Genomic DNA, 14,470 nt, shown 5'->3' with positions numbered 1-14,470 from the left:
CTCTCTGGCATCAGTCGCTGAGCAAGCGGCCTTGGCGAATAGGGGTGAAACCGGCGACCTTGGCCAGCCACAGGCCGGGCTGGGCAAAGCGCAGGCGTTCGCGGGCATAGAGCACGCCGTCGGTGCAGGCGCGGACAATGCTGTGGCGGTCGTTGAGCGGGTCATGGACTTCGAACAGCGGATCGCCGACCTTGACCCGCGCCCCCAGCGGTTGCAGGAAACTGACCACGCCCGGATGCGGCGCACAGGCGTACTGCGCGCCGGCGAACGGCATCGCTTCGCAACGACTCGACGGCGCTGGCGGCCATTCACCGTTGATCAATCCCTGTTCGGCGAGGTAGCCGAGAATCGCCTGCGCACTGTGGGTGCATTGCTCGCGTTCGGTGTCGGCCATGCCGCGCAATTCGATGGTGGTCGCCGCGCAGGCCAAGGGAATGTTGGCTTCCGGGAACAGCTCGGTCAGACGCAGCCACGGCACCGCACAGGCCTCGTCGAAAGCACTGCCGCCAGCGTCTTCGGCCAGCAACGTGACCTCGGCACCGAGGCGTGCGGCCAGTGAATGCAGGCGTCCCCAGTGTTGCGGCATGGTGTAGAGCAACATTACCGACTCGAAATCGCAGTGCAGGTCGAGCACCACATCGGCGTCGCAGGCATGTTGCAGCAACAGGCGACGCAGGCCATCGAGTTCCGAGGTCGGTGGCGGCATGTCGGCGAGGGTGTCGATCAAGGCGCGGCGGATCAGCGCGACGTTGGCGTCGGCGTCATCGCCCAACCGACCTTTGAGCAATGGCGCCACGGCTTCGGCCAGCTCCGGGAAGTCGCGATTGAAGTTCTTGCCGCTGGCGAACTCGAAGCGACCTTGATGGGTGGCCTGGAACATCTGGGCGATGCCGATCGGGTTGGCCATCGGCACCAGCTCGATCACACCGTTCAGGCGGCCTTGTGCTTCCAGTTCCAGCAGGCGGCGCTTGAGCTCGACGGCCACGCGCATCCCCGGCAGCTCGTCGGCATGCAGGGAGGCCTGGATGTACGCCTTGCGCGGGCCGGCGCCAAACCGGAACACCGACAGTGTCCGTTCGGTGCCCGAAGCGCTCCACGGCAACAGGTATTGAATCTTTTCCATGTCAGCTCCTTAGTGCTTGCGCGGTGCCTGGTAGGCCAGCCAGCGGCGTTCGGCCAGCTTGAACAGGCGCACCAGAATGAAAGTCAGGGCGAGGTAGACGAGGCCGGCGGTGATGAACGCTTCGAACGGCATATAGAACCGCGAGCTCACCGTGCGCGCCGCGCCGGTGATATCCACCAGCGTGACGATGGAGGCCAGGCTGGTGGTTTGCAGCATCATCAACACTTCGTTGCTGTACTGCGGCAATGCCCGGCGCAAGGCTGAGGGCAGCAAGATGCGGCGGTACAGGGTCAGGCGGGACATGCCCATCGCCCGGGCGGCTTCGATTTCGCCGTGAGACGTGGACTTCAGGCTGCCCGCCAGCAACTCCGCGCTGTAGGCGCTGGTATTGATGGCGAACGCCAGGCAGGCACAGAACGTGGCGCTGGAGAGGTAAGGCCAGAGCACGCTTTGACGTACCGATTCGAACTGCGCCAGGCCGTAATAGATCAGGAACAGTTGCACCAGCATCGGCGTGCCGCGAATCACGTAGGTGTAGAGCCACGCCGGGAAGCTGAGCAGCGGCGAACGCGACACCCGCATCAGCGCCAGCGGAACCGCCAGGACCAGCCCCAGGCCCAGGGAAATGAGCAGGACTTTGAGGGTCAACAAGGCGCCGTCGAAATACAGCGGCAGGTTTTCCCAGATCAGGTTGTAGTCGAGAATCATCGGCAGGTTCTCCTCACAACTCGGCGGCTTTGATGCCGACCGAATAGTGTTTTTCCAGAGCACGCAGCACCAGCAGCGACACGCTGGTGAGCATCAGGTAAAGCGCCGCCACCGCGATGAAAAACGTGAACGGCTCATGGGTGGCGTCGGCGGCGTTCTTGGCCTTGAACATCATGTCCTGCAGGCCGATGACCGAAATCAGCGCAGTGGATTTGGTCAGCACCAGCCAGTTGTTGGTGAATCCCGGAATGGCGAAACGGATCATCTGCGGCACCAGAATCCGCCAGAACACTTGCGTGCCGCGCATGCCGTAGGCCGCACCGGCTTCTGCCTGACCTTTGGGGATGGCCATGAAGGCACCGCGAAAGGTTTCCGAGAGATAGGCACCAAAAATGAAGCCCATGGTGCAGACGCCGGCGATGAAGGGATTGATGTCGATGTAGCGGGTGTAACCGCACGCAAGTGCGATGCGGTTCACCAGATCCTGGCCGCCATAGAAGATCAGCAGGATCAGCACCAGATCGGGAATGCCGCGAATCAGGGTGGTATAGCCTTCCCCGAGCATGGCCAGCCATTTGAGCGGCGACAGGCGAAACGCCGCGCCGATCAGGCCCAGGGCAATGGCCAGGGACATGGAGGTCAGGGCCAGGTTGATGGTCAGCCAGGCACCATCGAGAATGCTCGATCCGTAGCCGTGGAGCATGATGAAGTTCCTCAAGCGTGCGCCCGAAGGCGCGCAAGACAAGCCCGAAGGGCGCCTGCAGCGGGCCGGCGCCGGGCGGAGGCGACGGTTTATTCGCCGTAGATATCGAAGGCGAAATACCTGGCCATCACTTGCTGGTATTTGCCGCTGGCGCGGATGGCGTCGATCGCCGCGTTCAGGCGCGCCGTGTTGGCGACGTCACCCTTGCGCACCGCGATCCCGGCGCCGCGACCGAAGTATTTCGGGTCGTTGATGTCCGGCCCGGTCAGGGCGAAACCTTGTCCGGCGGGTGTCTTGATGAAGCTTTCATCGGTGTTGACGATGTCGGCGAGGGTGGCGTCCAGGCGACCCGAAGCGAGGTCGAGGAAGGCTTCGTTCTGCGAGCCGTAGCGCACCACGACGACGCCGGCCTTTTCCAGTTGCTCGGAGGCAAACCGGTCATAGGTCGATGAGCGTTGCACGCCGAGTTTCTTGCCTTTGAGGTCCACCAGCGGGTCGTTGATCACGCTGCCGGCCTTCATCGCGAACTTGCCCGGCGTGTGGTAGTACTTTTTGCTGAAGTCGACCGACTTCATCCGGTCTTCGGTGATCGACATCGACGACAGCACGGCGTCGATCTTGCGCACCTTGAGCGACGGAATCATGCCGTCGAACTCCTGAATCACCCACTCGCACTTGACCTTCATCTCTTCGCACAAGGCGTTGCCGATGTCGTAGTCGAAGCCGCTGACATTGCCTTCCGGCGTTTTGTAGGAAAAGGGTGGGTAGGCGGCTTCGATACCGATACGCAGGCTGTCTTCATCGGCATGGGCCATGAAGCTGAATGCGCACAGCGCCAGAGCACCTAGAAGTTCTGTCTTGTTCATTTTGTCGACTCCTGGGAGGGCGTTAGGAAAACAGGTGCCCGCCATCCTGAATGGCGCGCTGGATCATTCCTGTGATCGGCGAGGCTATAAATGACACGAAATAAATCATTCATCAAGATAACTGAAAATAAAAATATCAATTCTGGATCGACGGTCGTTCGCCTCGCCCGTTGATGAGCGGGTGCTGCCTATAATGCGAGGCGGTTTTTCATCCACTTCGGGGACACCATGGATCGCTTCCAGGAAATGCAGGTCTTCGCGGCCGTTGCGCAGGAACAGGGTTTTTCCGCGGCGGCGCGGCGCTTGGGTCTGTCGGCGGCCAGCGTCACCCGGGCGGTGGCGGCGCTGGAGCAGCGGATCGGTACGCAATTGCTGATTCGCACCACCCGCAGCGTGCATCTGAGCGAGGCGGGCCAGCGTTACCTGGAAGACTGTCGGAGGATTCTTGCCGAGGTGCAGGAAGCGGAAGACTCCGCCGCCGGCAGCCACACCCAGCCCCGTGGGCAATTGACGGTGACCGCGCCGGTATTGTTCGGCGAGCTGTTTGTAACACCGGTGATGGCGGGTTATCTGACGCAGTACCCGGACGTTTCCATCAACGCCTTGCTGCTGGATCGCATGGTGAGCATGGTCGAGGAAGGGGTCGATGTGGCGATCCGCATCGGTGATTTGCCGGACAGTAATCAGCATGCGATCCGGGTCGGTGAGGTGCGCCGGGTGATCTGCGGCTCGCCTGGGTATTTTGCCGTTCACGGTCGGCCAACCCATCCACAAGCGCTGGCGGGCGCGCCGGTGGTGGCGACTTCAGCCATCGGCCAGCTGCGCAGTTGGCCGTTCCTGGAAGACGGTGAACCCTTGAGTGTCAGGCCCGAGCCTCGGCTGGTGGTCACCGCCAATCAGGCCGCGATTGCGGCCGCTTGCCTGGGACTTGGGCTGACCCGGGTGCTGTCTTATCAGGTTGCCGGCAAGATCGCCTCCGGTGAGCTGGAAATCGTTCTCGCCGAGTACGAGTTGCCGCCCTTGCCGATCCACGTGGTGTATCAGGGCGGGCGCAAGGCGCCGGCCCGGGTGCGCAGTTTTGTCGATTACACCGTGAGCGCCTTGCGTGAGCATCCGGCCTTGAAAAACGCGGCGTTATTTCATCCAGAGAAATAATGGATTGCGTTTGCTGGTGATTCTGTTGTTTTCGCGATAGGTGGAAGATGGCTGCCACGGCCGCCGACCCTCCTGAGCGGCACCTAAGCCCTGCGGAGTCGACCATGCAAGCGATCAAACTCTACAACTTCCCGCGTTCCGGCCACGCCCACCGGGTCGAGCTGATGCTGTCCCTGTTGCAACTGCCGACCGAACTGATCTTCGTCGACCTGGCCAAGGGCGAGCACAAACAACCCGACTACCTGGCGATCAACAGCTTCGGGCAAGTGCCGGCCATTGATGACAACGGCGTGGTGCTGGCCGATTCCAATGCGATTCTGGTGTATCTGGCGCAGAAGTACGGCAACGGTCGCTGGCTGCCGAGCGACCCGGTCGGCGCGGCGCTCGTCCAGCGCTGGCTGTCGGCAGCGGCCGGGCCGATTGCCTTTGGCCCGGCGGCGGCGCGGCTGGTGACGGTGTTCGGGGCGAAACTCAACGCCGATGAAGCGATCACCCGTGCGCACAACCTGCTGAAGGTGATGGATCTGGAACTGGGCAAGACCCCGTATCTGGTCGGAAACGAGCCGACCATCGCTGACGTCTCGGCCTACAGCTACATCGCTCATGCGCCGGAAGGCAATGTGTCGCTGGACGACTATGCCAACGTGCGCGCCTGGCTGGCGCGGGTTGAAGCATTGCCCGGTTTCATCGGCATGCCACGTACCGTCGCCGGTCTGCAAACCAGCGCCTGAGGTTCACCATCCAGACTGCGCCGCTGGCGTGGGGGAGAGGTCGTCATGGAACGTTCACCCTGGCACGCCGGCGAGCGACAACTGCAAGCGCAGGTCGGCGTTGCCGAGCGCATGGAGGAATTCGGTCGTAAGGTGATTCGCACCTGGATGCCGGATCAGCACCGTCAGTTCTATCAGCAATTACCCTTCATGCTGTTCGGCGCGGTGGATGCCGATGGCCGCCCATGGGCCAGTGTGCTGGAGGGCGAGCCGGGTTTCGCTCACTCTCCCGAACCGACGCAATTGCACTTCGAGAATCTGCCCGCCACCGATGACCCGGCGCAGTTGCAGGCCGGTGCGGCCATCGGCCTGCTCGGCATCGAGTTGCACACCCGTCGGCGCAATCGCCTCAACGGCCACATTGGCAACCTGGGTACGAGCGGCTTCGACTTGACGGTCGATCAGTCCTTCGGCAACTGCCCGCAGTACATTCAGTTGCGCCAGTTCCAGCGGGTGCCGCTGGCAGACCCGCAAACCCGGCGTGCCGAGCATTTCGATGGGCTGGATGACGCGGCGGTCGCGCTGATCGAAACAGCCGACACCTTCTTCGTCGCCAGTTACGTCGATGTCGACGGCGAGCGTTCGGTGGATGTTTCCCACCGTGGCGGCCAGGCCGGTTTCGTGCGGGTGGAAGGCAATCGCCTGACCATCCCGGATTTTGCCGGCAACCTGCACTTCAACACCCTCGGCAACCTGTTGCTCAATCCCCGGGCCGGCTTGTTGTTCATCGACTTTTCCACAGGCGATCTGTTGCAGCTCAGCGGCCGCACCGAGGTCATTCTCGACGGGCCGCAGATCGCAGCCTTTCAGGGCGCCGAGCGGTTGTGGACGTTCGAGGTGGAAAAAGCGGTGCGGCGTCCGGGTGCGTTGGCCCTGCGCTGGCGCTTCGACGGCATGTCGCCGACCAGTCTGCTGACCGGCACCTGGGCTCAGGCTGATGCACGTTTGCAAGCCCAGGCTCTGGGTGACAGCTGGCGGCCGTTGCGGGTGACGCGGATTGAAGCGCAGAGCCAGCACATTCGTTCGTTCTACCTCGAACCCGTGGATGGGGCCGGTTTGCCGGTGTTCCAGGCCGGGCAGCATCTGCCGTTGCGTTTCACCCTCGATGGCGAGGTGTACATCCGCACCTACAGTCTGTCGGGTGCGCCATCCGACGACTTCTTCCGGATCAGCGTGAAACGTGAAGGGCGGATATCGACGCATCTGCACGATCAGGTGCGCGTCGGTGATGTACTGGAGGCGCGCTCGCCTCAAGGGCATTTCACCGTGGCACCGCTGGAGCGTCGGCCCTTGGTGCTGCTGGCGGCCGGGGTCGGGATCACGCCGTTGCTGTCGATGTTGCGTGAGGTGGTGTATCAGGGCCTGCGCACCCGGCGGATTCGTCCGACCTGGCTGATCCAGAGTTCTCGCAGTCTTGCCGACCAACCGTTTCGCGCGGAGCTGGACCGCTTGTTGGAGGACGCCGGCGATGCGGTGCGGGTGTTGCGCCTGCTCAGCCAGCCGGAGCCCGATCTGGTGGAAGGCGAGGATTACGACCTGCACGGGCGCATCGACGGCTCATTGCTGAGGAACCTGCTGGACGTCGAGGACTTTGATCAGATCGACTTTGTGCTCTGCGGCCCCGGCGGTTTTACCCAAGGCCTTTACGACAGCTTGCGTGAACTGGACGTGCGCGACGACCAGATCCACGCCGAAACCTTTGGCCCCTCGACCCTCAAGCGCCAGGCCGATCCGGACGCCATCGTGATCGAACAATTGCCGGCGGCCACCACCTCGGTGCCGGTGGTCTTCGAGCGTTCGGCCAAGGAAGCGCGGTGGCAGCCCGATGGCGGCAGCCTGCTGGAGCTGGCGGAAAGTCGTGGCTTGCGTCCCGAGTTCAGCTGTCGGGGTGGTTCGTGCGGCACCTGCAAGACGCGGCTGATCAGCGGCGCGGTGAATTATCCACAGCCCCCGGCCGAATTGCCGGAGGAAGGACAAGTGCTGATCTGCTGTGCGGTGCCGGCGCAAAGTGCCCAGCCGCTGGTGCTGGATCTGTAGAGGATCAGGCGTAGGACAGCGCCTTTTCCTCCAGCAGTTCCTGATACAGCGCCGTCCACTTGCGGCCCATTTCGTCGGCTGTGAATAACTGCCGGTAACGGGCTTCAGCCTTGACGCCCATTTCAGCGGCGCGAGTCGGGTTTTCCCACAGGGTGCGCATCGCTTCGCGAAACGCCTGTGGATGACTTGGCGGCACGACCAGCCCGGTTTCGTTGTGGATATTGATGTAGCTGGTGCCGGTGCCGATCTCGCTGGAGATCATCGGCTTGCCGTACATCGCGCCTTCCAGCAGCGAAATGCCGAACGCTTCCGAGCGCAGGTGCGACGGGAAGACGATGGCGTAGCTCAATTGCAGCAGGGCGACCTTGTCTTCATCGCTCAGGCGTCCGAGGAAGTGAATATTGCGCAGCCCCAGCGCAGCGGCCTGGGCGTGCAGTTCCTGCTCCAGCGGGCCGGCGCCGACGATCACCACCGGGTAGTCCACGTCTTTCAAGGCTTCGAGCAGGATGTGCAGGCCTTTGTAATAGCGCATCACCCCGACGAACAGGAAAAACTTATCCCCAAGCTGCTGGCGCCAGCGGTTCATGCGCTCGACGTCGGGTTGTGGATAACCGGCCTTGTTCAAGCCGTAGGGGATGACGCGGGTCTTGTCCTGGAACTGCTGCAGCACATCGCTGGTGTGCAGGTAGTTTGGCGAGGCCGCGACAATACGGTCGGCGCTGGCGAGAAAACGGTTCATCAGCGGACGATAGAGTTTGAGCAGGTTCTTCTGGCGAATGATGTCCGAGTGATAGGTCACCACACTCGGTTTGTTCATGCCGCTGGCGAAATGCACCAGGTCCATGAACGGCCACGGGAAGTGATAGTTGATCACGTCGGCTTCGGCGGCCAGTTCACGAAACTGTTTGAACACGCTCCAGGAAAAACCGGTGGAGGCGAATTGGATGTCGAGCCTGGCGCGATGCACTTCGTGCTGGCCCAGTTGCAGCACCGCCGGCTCGGGATTGGCGCTGAGGGTCAGCACCTGGCCTTCGATACCATGCTGGGCGCCGCTTTCGCAGAGCTGGAAGATCACTTGCTCGATGCCGCCGACCGAGTCAGGCAGGTACGTCTTGAAAAAATGAAGAACTCGCATTCAACCTCCCAAAGCCTGGCGGTAGGCGCCGGCCGTGGCCTGCGCGCAACGCTTCCAGGAAAAAAGCCGTGCCTGCTGCAATCCGGCTTCTCGGCATGCCTGCCAATGCACTTGATCGTCGATCAGGCGGCTCAGCGCATCGCGCAAGCCTTCTGCATCGTCAGCTTCAATATAGTTGCCGGCGGCACCCGCGACTTCCGGCATCGCCGAAGATCGGGTGACCACCACGGGCGTGCCACTGGCCATCGCTTCCAGCACCGGCAGGCCAAAACCTTCATACAACGAGGGGAAAACCAGCGCCCGGGCGCCGGCCAGCAATTGCGCGACCTGCTCATCCGGCAAGTAGCCGAGCAGGCACACATGACCGCTGGCCAGGGCCTGACGCAATTCGTCACTGAATTGTTCGCGCTGCCAGCCGGCCATGCCGACGATCAACAGCGGGAAGCGCTGGCGCACGGCTTCGGGCAATAGCGCGTGGGCGCGCAGGGCCAGGTTCAGGTTCTTGCGCGGCTCCAGGGTGCCGACACACAGGAAATACTCCCGCGCCTCCACGGCATGGGCCTTGAGCACCGCGTCGATGGCTTGCGGCTCGCGCGGATGAAAGCGCTCGGCGACACCCAGGGGCGCCACCACGAAGCGTTCGGCGGGCAGTCCGAAATAGTCTTGGGCTTCGTCGGCGATGGCTTGCGAGTCGGTCAGAATCACCCGCGCCTGCCGGATGCCGTCGGCTAGCCGACGTTCGATTTCCCTGAGTCGTGCCTGCGGCTGGGTGTCCGGGAAATGCAGGTGCGTCAGGTCGTGCAGGGTGATCACGGTCGGGCCGTCGAAGGCCAGCGGCCACAGGCTCGGTTCGTGGTAAAGGTCGATGTCGGGCGTGCGGCCCTGATCGAAGCGTTTCTGCTCCAGCCAGCGGCGGGCTTGATAGGCGCCGGGGATCTTGCGCAGCATTGGGGTCAGGCGCGAGTAACCGGGCATTGCCGCTTCCGGCAACTGCGAACTCCAGCCCCAGCCGTGGAACAGCGCCACGTCGATATCGGTCTCGGTGTGCAGGGCATTCACCAGTTCGGCGACGTAGTGGCCGATTCCGGTGCGCGGTGCCTGGAGAATCCGCGCGTTAAGGGCTATGCGCATGGGACCTCGCTTGCGCCGCGGGCGCTTGCAGCACGTGGCGTGCGGTGCGTTCGGCCAGTTGCTGACTGGCTTCGCGCCAGCCGATCCATTGCCAGTCGGCCACATTGCGGGCAACGGGGAATTGGCCGCTGCGCTCGAAGGCGATCACCAGGTCGGCGAGGCATTGCGGGTCCTGCAAATCGAAATAGGCCATGAACTCGCCGCCGATCTCACGGAACACCGCGATATCGCTGCCCATCGCCGGCAATCCGCGCTGCATGGCTTCCACCAGCGGCAGGCCGAAGCCTTCGACGAACGACGGGAACACCAATGCGCTGGAATGGGCATACGCGTGTTCCAGGCTGGTGTCGCTCAGGTCGTTGAACATGAACAGGCGCCGGTTCAGTTCGCCGTGGTTGCGCACCCGGGCGAGCAGGGCGTCGCACTTCCAGCCGATGCGCCCGGCAATGCACAGCCGAGCATTCGAACCGGCCGCCCAGGCACGTTCGAAAGCATCCAGCAGATAGTCGTGGTTCTTGCGCGGCTCGATGGTGCTGACCATCAGGAACACCGGCTCCGGTGTGGCGAACAGACGTTCCAGGCGCGGCTCGACGGCGGCCTCGACGCTCTGCAGATCCAGCTCCGATCCCAAGTGGAAGTAGTCGAACCAGCATTTCTCGACCTGTGCCGAACCGAGGCGGCGCTGCACTTCTTCGCGAACCTGATCGCGCACCGTGGCGGAAATCGCCAGGTAGCCGTCGGCGGTGCGGGTGATCCAGTCGAACCATTCGCTGAAAACCTGCACCAGCCGCGTGTCGTAAAACTGCGGGTGAGTCAGGGGAATCAGATCGTAGATCACCGCAACGATGCCCACGCCTTCGCGTTTGAGCCGTTCGGCATGCAGGAAAAAGTCCGAGTGCCAGGAGGAATCCAGCAACACCAGTTGATCGCCGGGCTGGTGTTGCAAAGGTTCGCAGCGTTGGGGCAACTGATAGCGGTTGACCAGCTCGACCAGCCGAAGCGGGATACCGAACAGGCCGAATGATGTCAGGCGGTAGGTGACGTATAGCGCGCGTCGCGTCAGCTTGCTCCGGCAACGACTGTCGAGGCGCTGATGCAGTTGCCAGAAACGATGGGCCAGCCGCTCCAGGCGCTCGCCAAACGTGACGACGGCGTTGAGCAGCGGCGAATCCAGTGGCGCCAGGCGCGTCACGCGGTACAGCTTGCCCTTGAGCAAGACCACCGGCACGCACTCGACCCCTTCAGCGCTCGGCGGCAATTGCTTGATGACGTTGCGCACCACCCGCTGAATCCCCGAATTGACTTTCGGGTGGCGGAACACGTGGGTGCATTCGACCAGCAGGCGAGTCATGGCGTGTGCTCTGTCAGCGCAACACCGGCATCGCGGGTTATCGAGGCCTTGGCGTTGAGCCACGAGCCGCCGACAAAGTCCTCCTGGCGGCCGTTGATCACATGAAACACCAGGCCATAGTCGCGCCACTCGAAGTTTCGATCCAGATGAGAGTCCAGGCGCGAAAGACTCAGCGATACCGAGTAGTTGCCCTTGCCCAGTCCCATCACGAAAGCAAAGCGATAGGTGAAACGCTCTCCGGCGTGCAGATCCGTCAGTGCCTTGTCGAGGCGATGGGTATTGATGCCATACATCATCATGCCCAGGCGATCCTTGATCAGAAAGCCGAGCACCAGTCGTTCAATGTCGCTGCGTACTTCGACCTGCACTTCCAGCACCACCGGCTGACCGACCTCGACAGCATCGATGGATCGCTCCTGTTCATCCAGCAGGCGCACCCCGAGAATGACGGCTTCACCGGTGCCGGACACGGTCCGCACTTCGCCGCCGGTGAGTTTTTCCTGACGAACGACCTGGCCTTCGCGCTCGGCCATCAGGGCGTTGTAATAATCGAGTACCACTTCCGGCTTGTCGTACATGGCCATGTGGCCATCCTTGAGCAGGATGGCCGAGTCGCAGATCGACTGGATCGCAAAGCGGTCATGGGACACGATCAACAACGTGGTGCCAGCCTTGCGGAAGCTGCGGATGCGGTCGAAGCTCTTGTGCTGGAAGTAGGAGTCACCCACCGACAGGGCTTCGTCGACGATCAGAATATCCGGTCGCCGTGCGGTGGCGACGCTGAAGGCCAGGCGCATCTGCATGCCGCTGGAGTAGGTGCGGACGGGATGGTCGATGGCCTCGCCGATTTCTGCGAAATGTTCGATGTCGGGCATCAACGCTTCGATTTCGTCGACCTGCATGCCCAGCAGCTGCCCGGCCATGATCGCGTTCTGGCGACCGGTAAAATCCGGGTGAAACCCCATGCCCAACTCCAGCAATGCGGCGACGCGACCTTCAGTCTCGATCTTGCCGCAGGTGGGTTGGGTGGTGCCGGTGATCATCTTCAGCAACGTGCTTTTACCCGCACCGTTGGCGCCGACGATGCCCACCGCCTCACCGGGGGCGATCTCGAAAGCGACATCCTGCAGCACCCAATGCGGGTGGTGGCGCTGAGGGGAAAACGGGATCAGCCATTCCGCCAGGCGACTCCAGCGTGTCGGATATTGTTTATAGGCCTTGCCCAGGCCGGTCACGCGAATATGCCCCATCAGAGTTCATCCACCATTTCACCGACGCGCCTGCGAAACAGGCGCAGGCCGATCAGGCACATCACCAGCGCGGCAATGAACACCGGCAGCAGGGAGCTCCAGACGGGCCACTGCCCGTACAGGAACAGGTTCTGATAGCTGCCGATCAGGTTGGTCAACGGGTTGAGTTGCAGCAGGCGCTGGACCCACTCCGGGAGGATGCTCATCGGGTACACGATCGGCGTCAGCCAGAACCAGAATTGCAGGCAGATGGCGAAGAGCTGGCCGACATCGCGAAAGAAAACGTTCAATACGCCGAGGACCATACCCAGCCCTGCGCAGAACATCATCTGCAGCGCAATAAGGGGGATCAGCGCCAGCAGTGCCATGCCCGGCCAGCGCCCGGTGATCAGCAGAAACCCGAGGAACAGGCCGATGATGATGGCAAAGTTGATTGCGGCGTTGCAGAGCACAATCACCGGCAGGCAGATTCTGGGGAAGCTGATTTTCTTCAGCAGGTTGGCGTTATCCAGAAACATGTTCTGGCTGCGCAGGGTGATTTCGGAAAACAGCCCCCATGCCAGCAGACCGGCGCAGAGGTAAATGCTGTAGGCCATGCTGTCATCCACGCCCGGCAGGCGAGCGCGCATGATGTGGGAAAAGATCACGGTGTAAACGATGATCATCGACAGCGGATTGAACACTGGCCACAAGGCACCCAGCAGTGAATTGCGATACCGCGCTTGAAACTCTCGCTTGACGCTACCGAGGATGAAACCCCGATAGTCGTGCAGCGAGCGGTACAGGGAAAGCAGCATTCACACCGTCCTGCCGTATTGGTCTTCGAAGCGGACGATGTCGTCCTCTCCCAGGTATTCGCCACTTTGCACTTCGATGATCACCAGGTCGATCACGCCCGGGTTTTCCAGACGATGCTTGTGGCCGGCGGCGATGAACGTCGATTCGTTCTTCGCCACCAGTGTGGTGCCACTGCCGTTGTTGGTGACCTTGGCCATGCCTTCGACCACCACCCAGTGTTCGTTGCGGTGATGGTGCATCTGCAACGAGAGCTTGCCACCGGGCTTGACCACGATGCGCTTGATCTTGAAGCGCGGGCCTTCCTCGAGCACGGTGTAGGTGCCCCACGGACGGCTGACCGTGCGATGCAGGCGATAGGCTTCGTGGGATTTGTCCTTGAGCTGCTTGGCCACCCGCCGTACATCCTGCGCACGGTCGGCGTGGGCCACCAGTACGGCGTCTGCGGTGTCGATGACGATCAGGTCTTCCACACCCACGGCGGCCACCAGCCGGCCTTCGCTTTGAACGAAATTGTTGCGGCTGTCGATGAAGATCGCTTCGCCGCTCGCGCGGTTGTTGTCGGCATCGGCCGGCACCAGCGCCGCGACGGCGCCCCAGGAACCGATGTCGCTCCAGTCGAAACTGGCGGGCACGACCACGACTTTTTCCGAGCGCTCCATCAACGCGTAGTCGATGGAGATGTCAGTGATCTCGGCGAACAGCGCCGGTGACAGTTCCTGTTGCAGGTAACCGGTGGTTTCCAGCGGCTCGCTTGCCGCCATGCAGGTGCGGGTCTGTTCGAGCAGTTCGGGAGCGTGCAGTTGCAGTTCGGCGATCAGCGTTGCAATGGAGAAACAGAACATCCCCGAGTTCCACAGGAAATTGCCGCTTTCCAGGTAATGGGTGGCGGTTTGCAGGTCGGGTTTCTCCACGAAACGCTGCACTTTGGCCGCGCCCCTGGCATCCAGCGGCGCCCCGGTCTCGATGTAGCCGAAGCCGGTTTCCGGGGCGGTCGGCACTACGCCGAAGGTCACCAGATAACCGTCCTTTGCCAGGTTGACCGCGTGTTCGACCGCACTCTTGAGCGCGTCTTCGTTGACGATCAAGTGGTCGGCGGGCATCACCACCATGATCGCCTCGTCGCCGTGCAGGGCTTGCAGTGCCAGCGCCGCAGCCGCGATGGCCGGGGCGGTGTTGCGCCCGGTGGGCTCGAGCAGGAAGTGCCCGCGATGCCGGGACAGGCGCGCGGCCTGATAGTGATCCTTGCTCTGGAAGTAGTACTCGCGGTTGGTCACCGTGACGATGTCGCCCCAGCCGTCCAGCAGGCCGGCGGCGCGCCGATAGGTCTTGCCCAGCAGCGACTGGCCGTCGGGCAGGGTCATGAACGGCTTCGGGTGGCCCTCGCGGGACACCGGCCACAAACGGGTACCGGCACCGCCGGACAGAATCACGGGGATCAGCATG

At 62.5% G+C, this 14,470-nt stretch carries 13 protein-coding genes; 3 read left to right on the top strand and 10 right to left on the bottom strand.

Annotated elements, in window-relative coordinates; all coding sequences use genetic code 11:
• Positions 1–10: 10 nt before the first annotated feature.
• From AC07VV_RS11140 to AC07VV_RS11125, 4 genes are all read right to left on the bottom strand, one after another.
• On the bottom strand, positions 11–1,123 hold the full coding sequence (locus tag AC07VV_RS11140) for a succinylglutamate desuccinylase/aspartoacylase family protein (RefSeq protein ID WP_495036251.1): 1,113 nt from the start codon (positions 1,121–1,123) through the stop codon (positions 11–13).
• Positions 1,124–1,132: 9 nt separating this feature from the next.
• Positions 1,133–1,831 (bottom strand): ABC transporter permease, encoded by a 699-nt coding sequence (locus AC07VV_RS11135; protein ID WP_495036250.1) that lies wholly within the window; start codon positions 1,829–1,831, stop codon positions 1,133–1,135.
• 13 nt (positions 1,832–1,844) lie between these two features.
• Positions 1,845–2,534: an ABC transporter permease gene (locus tag AC07VV_RS11130; RefSeq protein WP_096817045.1), complete on the bottom strand. Its 690-nt coding sequence runs from the start codon at positions 2,532–2,534 to the stop codon at positions 1,845–1,847.
• An 89-nt stretch (positions 2,535–2,623) separates the two neighbouring features.
• The gene (locus AC07VV_RS11125; RefSeq protein ID WP_495036249.1) at positions 2,624–3,400 is read right to left on the bottom strand and encodes an ABC transporter substrate-binding protein; all 777 of its coding nucleotides are present in this window, start codon (positions 3,398–3,400) and stop codon (positions 2,624–2,626) included.
• A gap of 228 nt (positions 3,401–3,628) precedes the next feature.
• On the opposite strand from AC07VV_RS11125, the gene AC07VV_RS11120 reads away from it, so the two are divergent.
• The 3 genes from AC07VV_RS11120 to AC07VV_RS11110 all read left to right on the top strand — a co-directional run bounded on the left by AC07VV_RS11120 (position 3,629) and on the right by AC07VV_RS11110 (position 7,362).
• A complete protein-coding gene (locus AC07VV_RS11120; RefSeq protein WP_495036248.1) occupies positions 3,629–4,555 on the top strand; it encodes a LysR family transcriptional regulator in 927 nt (308 codons plus the stop codon).
• A gap of 104 nt (positions 4,556–4,659) precedes the next feature.
• Entirely contained in the window at positions 4,660–5,286 is a 627-nt protein-coding gene (locus tag AC07VV_RS11115; RefSeq protein ID WP_495036247.1) for a glutathione S-transferase family protein, read from the top strand.
• Positions 5,287–5,331: 45 nt separating this feature from the next.
• Positions 5,332–7,362, top strand: a complete 2,031-nt coding sequence (locus AC07VV_RS11110; protein ID WP_495036246.1) for a 2Fe-2S iron-sulfur cluster-binding protein — start codon at positions 5,332–5,334, stop codon at positions 7,360–7,362.
• 4 nt (positions 7,363–7,366) lie between these two features.
• Here the strand turns inward: AC07VV_RS11110 and AC07VV_RS11105 are convergent, their stop codons facing one another.
• Genes AC07VV_RS11105 through AC07VV_RS11080 form a run of 6 tightly spaced genes read right to left on the bottom strand, consistent with a single transcriptional unit; the run spans position 7,367 to position 14,469 of the window.
• Positions 7,367–8,497 (bottom strand): glycosyltransferase family 4 protein, encoded by a 1,131-nt coding sequence (locus tag AC07VV_RS11105; protein WP_495036245.1) that lies wholly within the window; start codon positions 8,495–8,497, stop codon positions 7,367–7,369.
• Positions 8,498–9,628 (bottom strand): glycosyltransferase family 4 protein, encoded by a 1,131-nt coding sequence (locus AC07VV_RS11100; protein WP_495036244.1) that lies wholly within the window; start codon positions 9,626–9,628, stop codon positions 8,498–8,500. It abuts the gene before it with no gap.
• Positions 9,612–10,979, bottom strand: a complete 1,368-nt coding sequence (locus AC07VV_RS11095; RefSeq protein WP_495036243.1) for a glycosyltransferase family 4 protein — start codon at positions 10,977–10,979, stop codon at positions 9,612–9,614. The genes AC07VV_RS11100 and AC07VV_RS11095 overlap by 17 nt, the downstream gene beginning before the upstream one ends.
• Positions 10,976–12,229 carry an ABC transporter ATP-binding protein gene (locus AC07VV_RS11090; protein WP_495036242.1) on the bottom strand — a complete coding sequence of 418 codons (1,254 nt, stop codon included), beginning with the start codon at positions 12,227–12,229 and terminating at the stop codon, positions 10,976–10,978. The genes AC07VV_RS11095 and AC07VV_RS11090 overlap by 4 nt, the downstream gene beginning before the upstream one ends.
• The gene (locus AC07VV_RS11085; RefSeq protein ID WP_495036241.1) at positions 12,229–13,026 is read right to left on the bottom strand and encodes an ABC transporter permease; all 798 of its coding nucleotides are present in this window, start codon (positions 13,024–13,026) and stop codon (positions 12,229–12,231) included. The genes AC07VV_RS11090 and AC07VV_RS11085 overlap by 1 nt, the downstream gene beginning before the upstream one ends.
• Positions 13,027–14,469 (bottom strand): mannose-1-phosphate guanylyltransferase/mannose-6-phosphate isomerase, encoded by a 1,443-nt coding sequence (locus AC07VV_RS11080; protein ID WP_096817061.1) that lies wholly within the window; start codon positions 14,467–14,469, stop codon positions 13,027–13,029.
• Position 14,470 lies beyond the last annotated feature (1 nt).

The organism is Pseudomonas sp. GW821-FHT02C04 (assembly GCF_059421845.1).
This window is presented reverse-complemented; position numbering and strand designations above follow the sequence as displayed.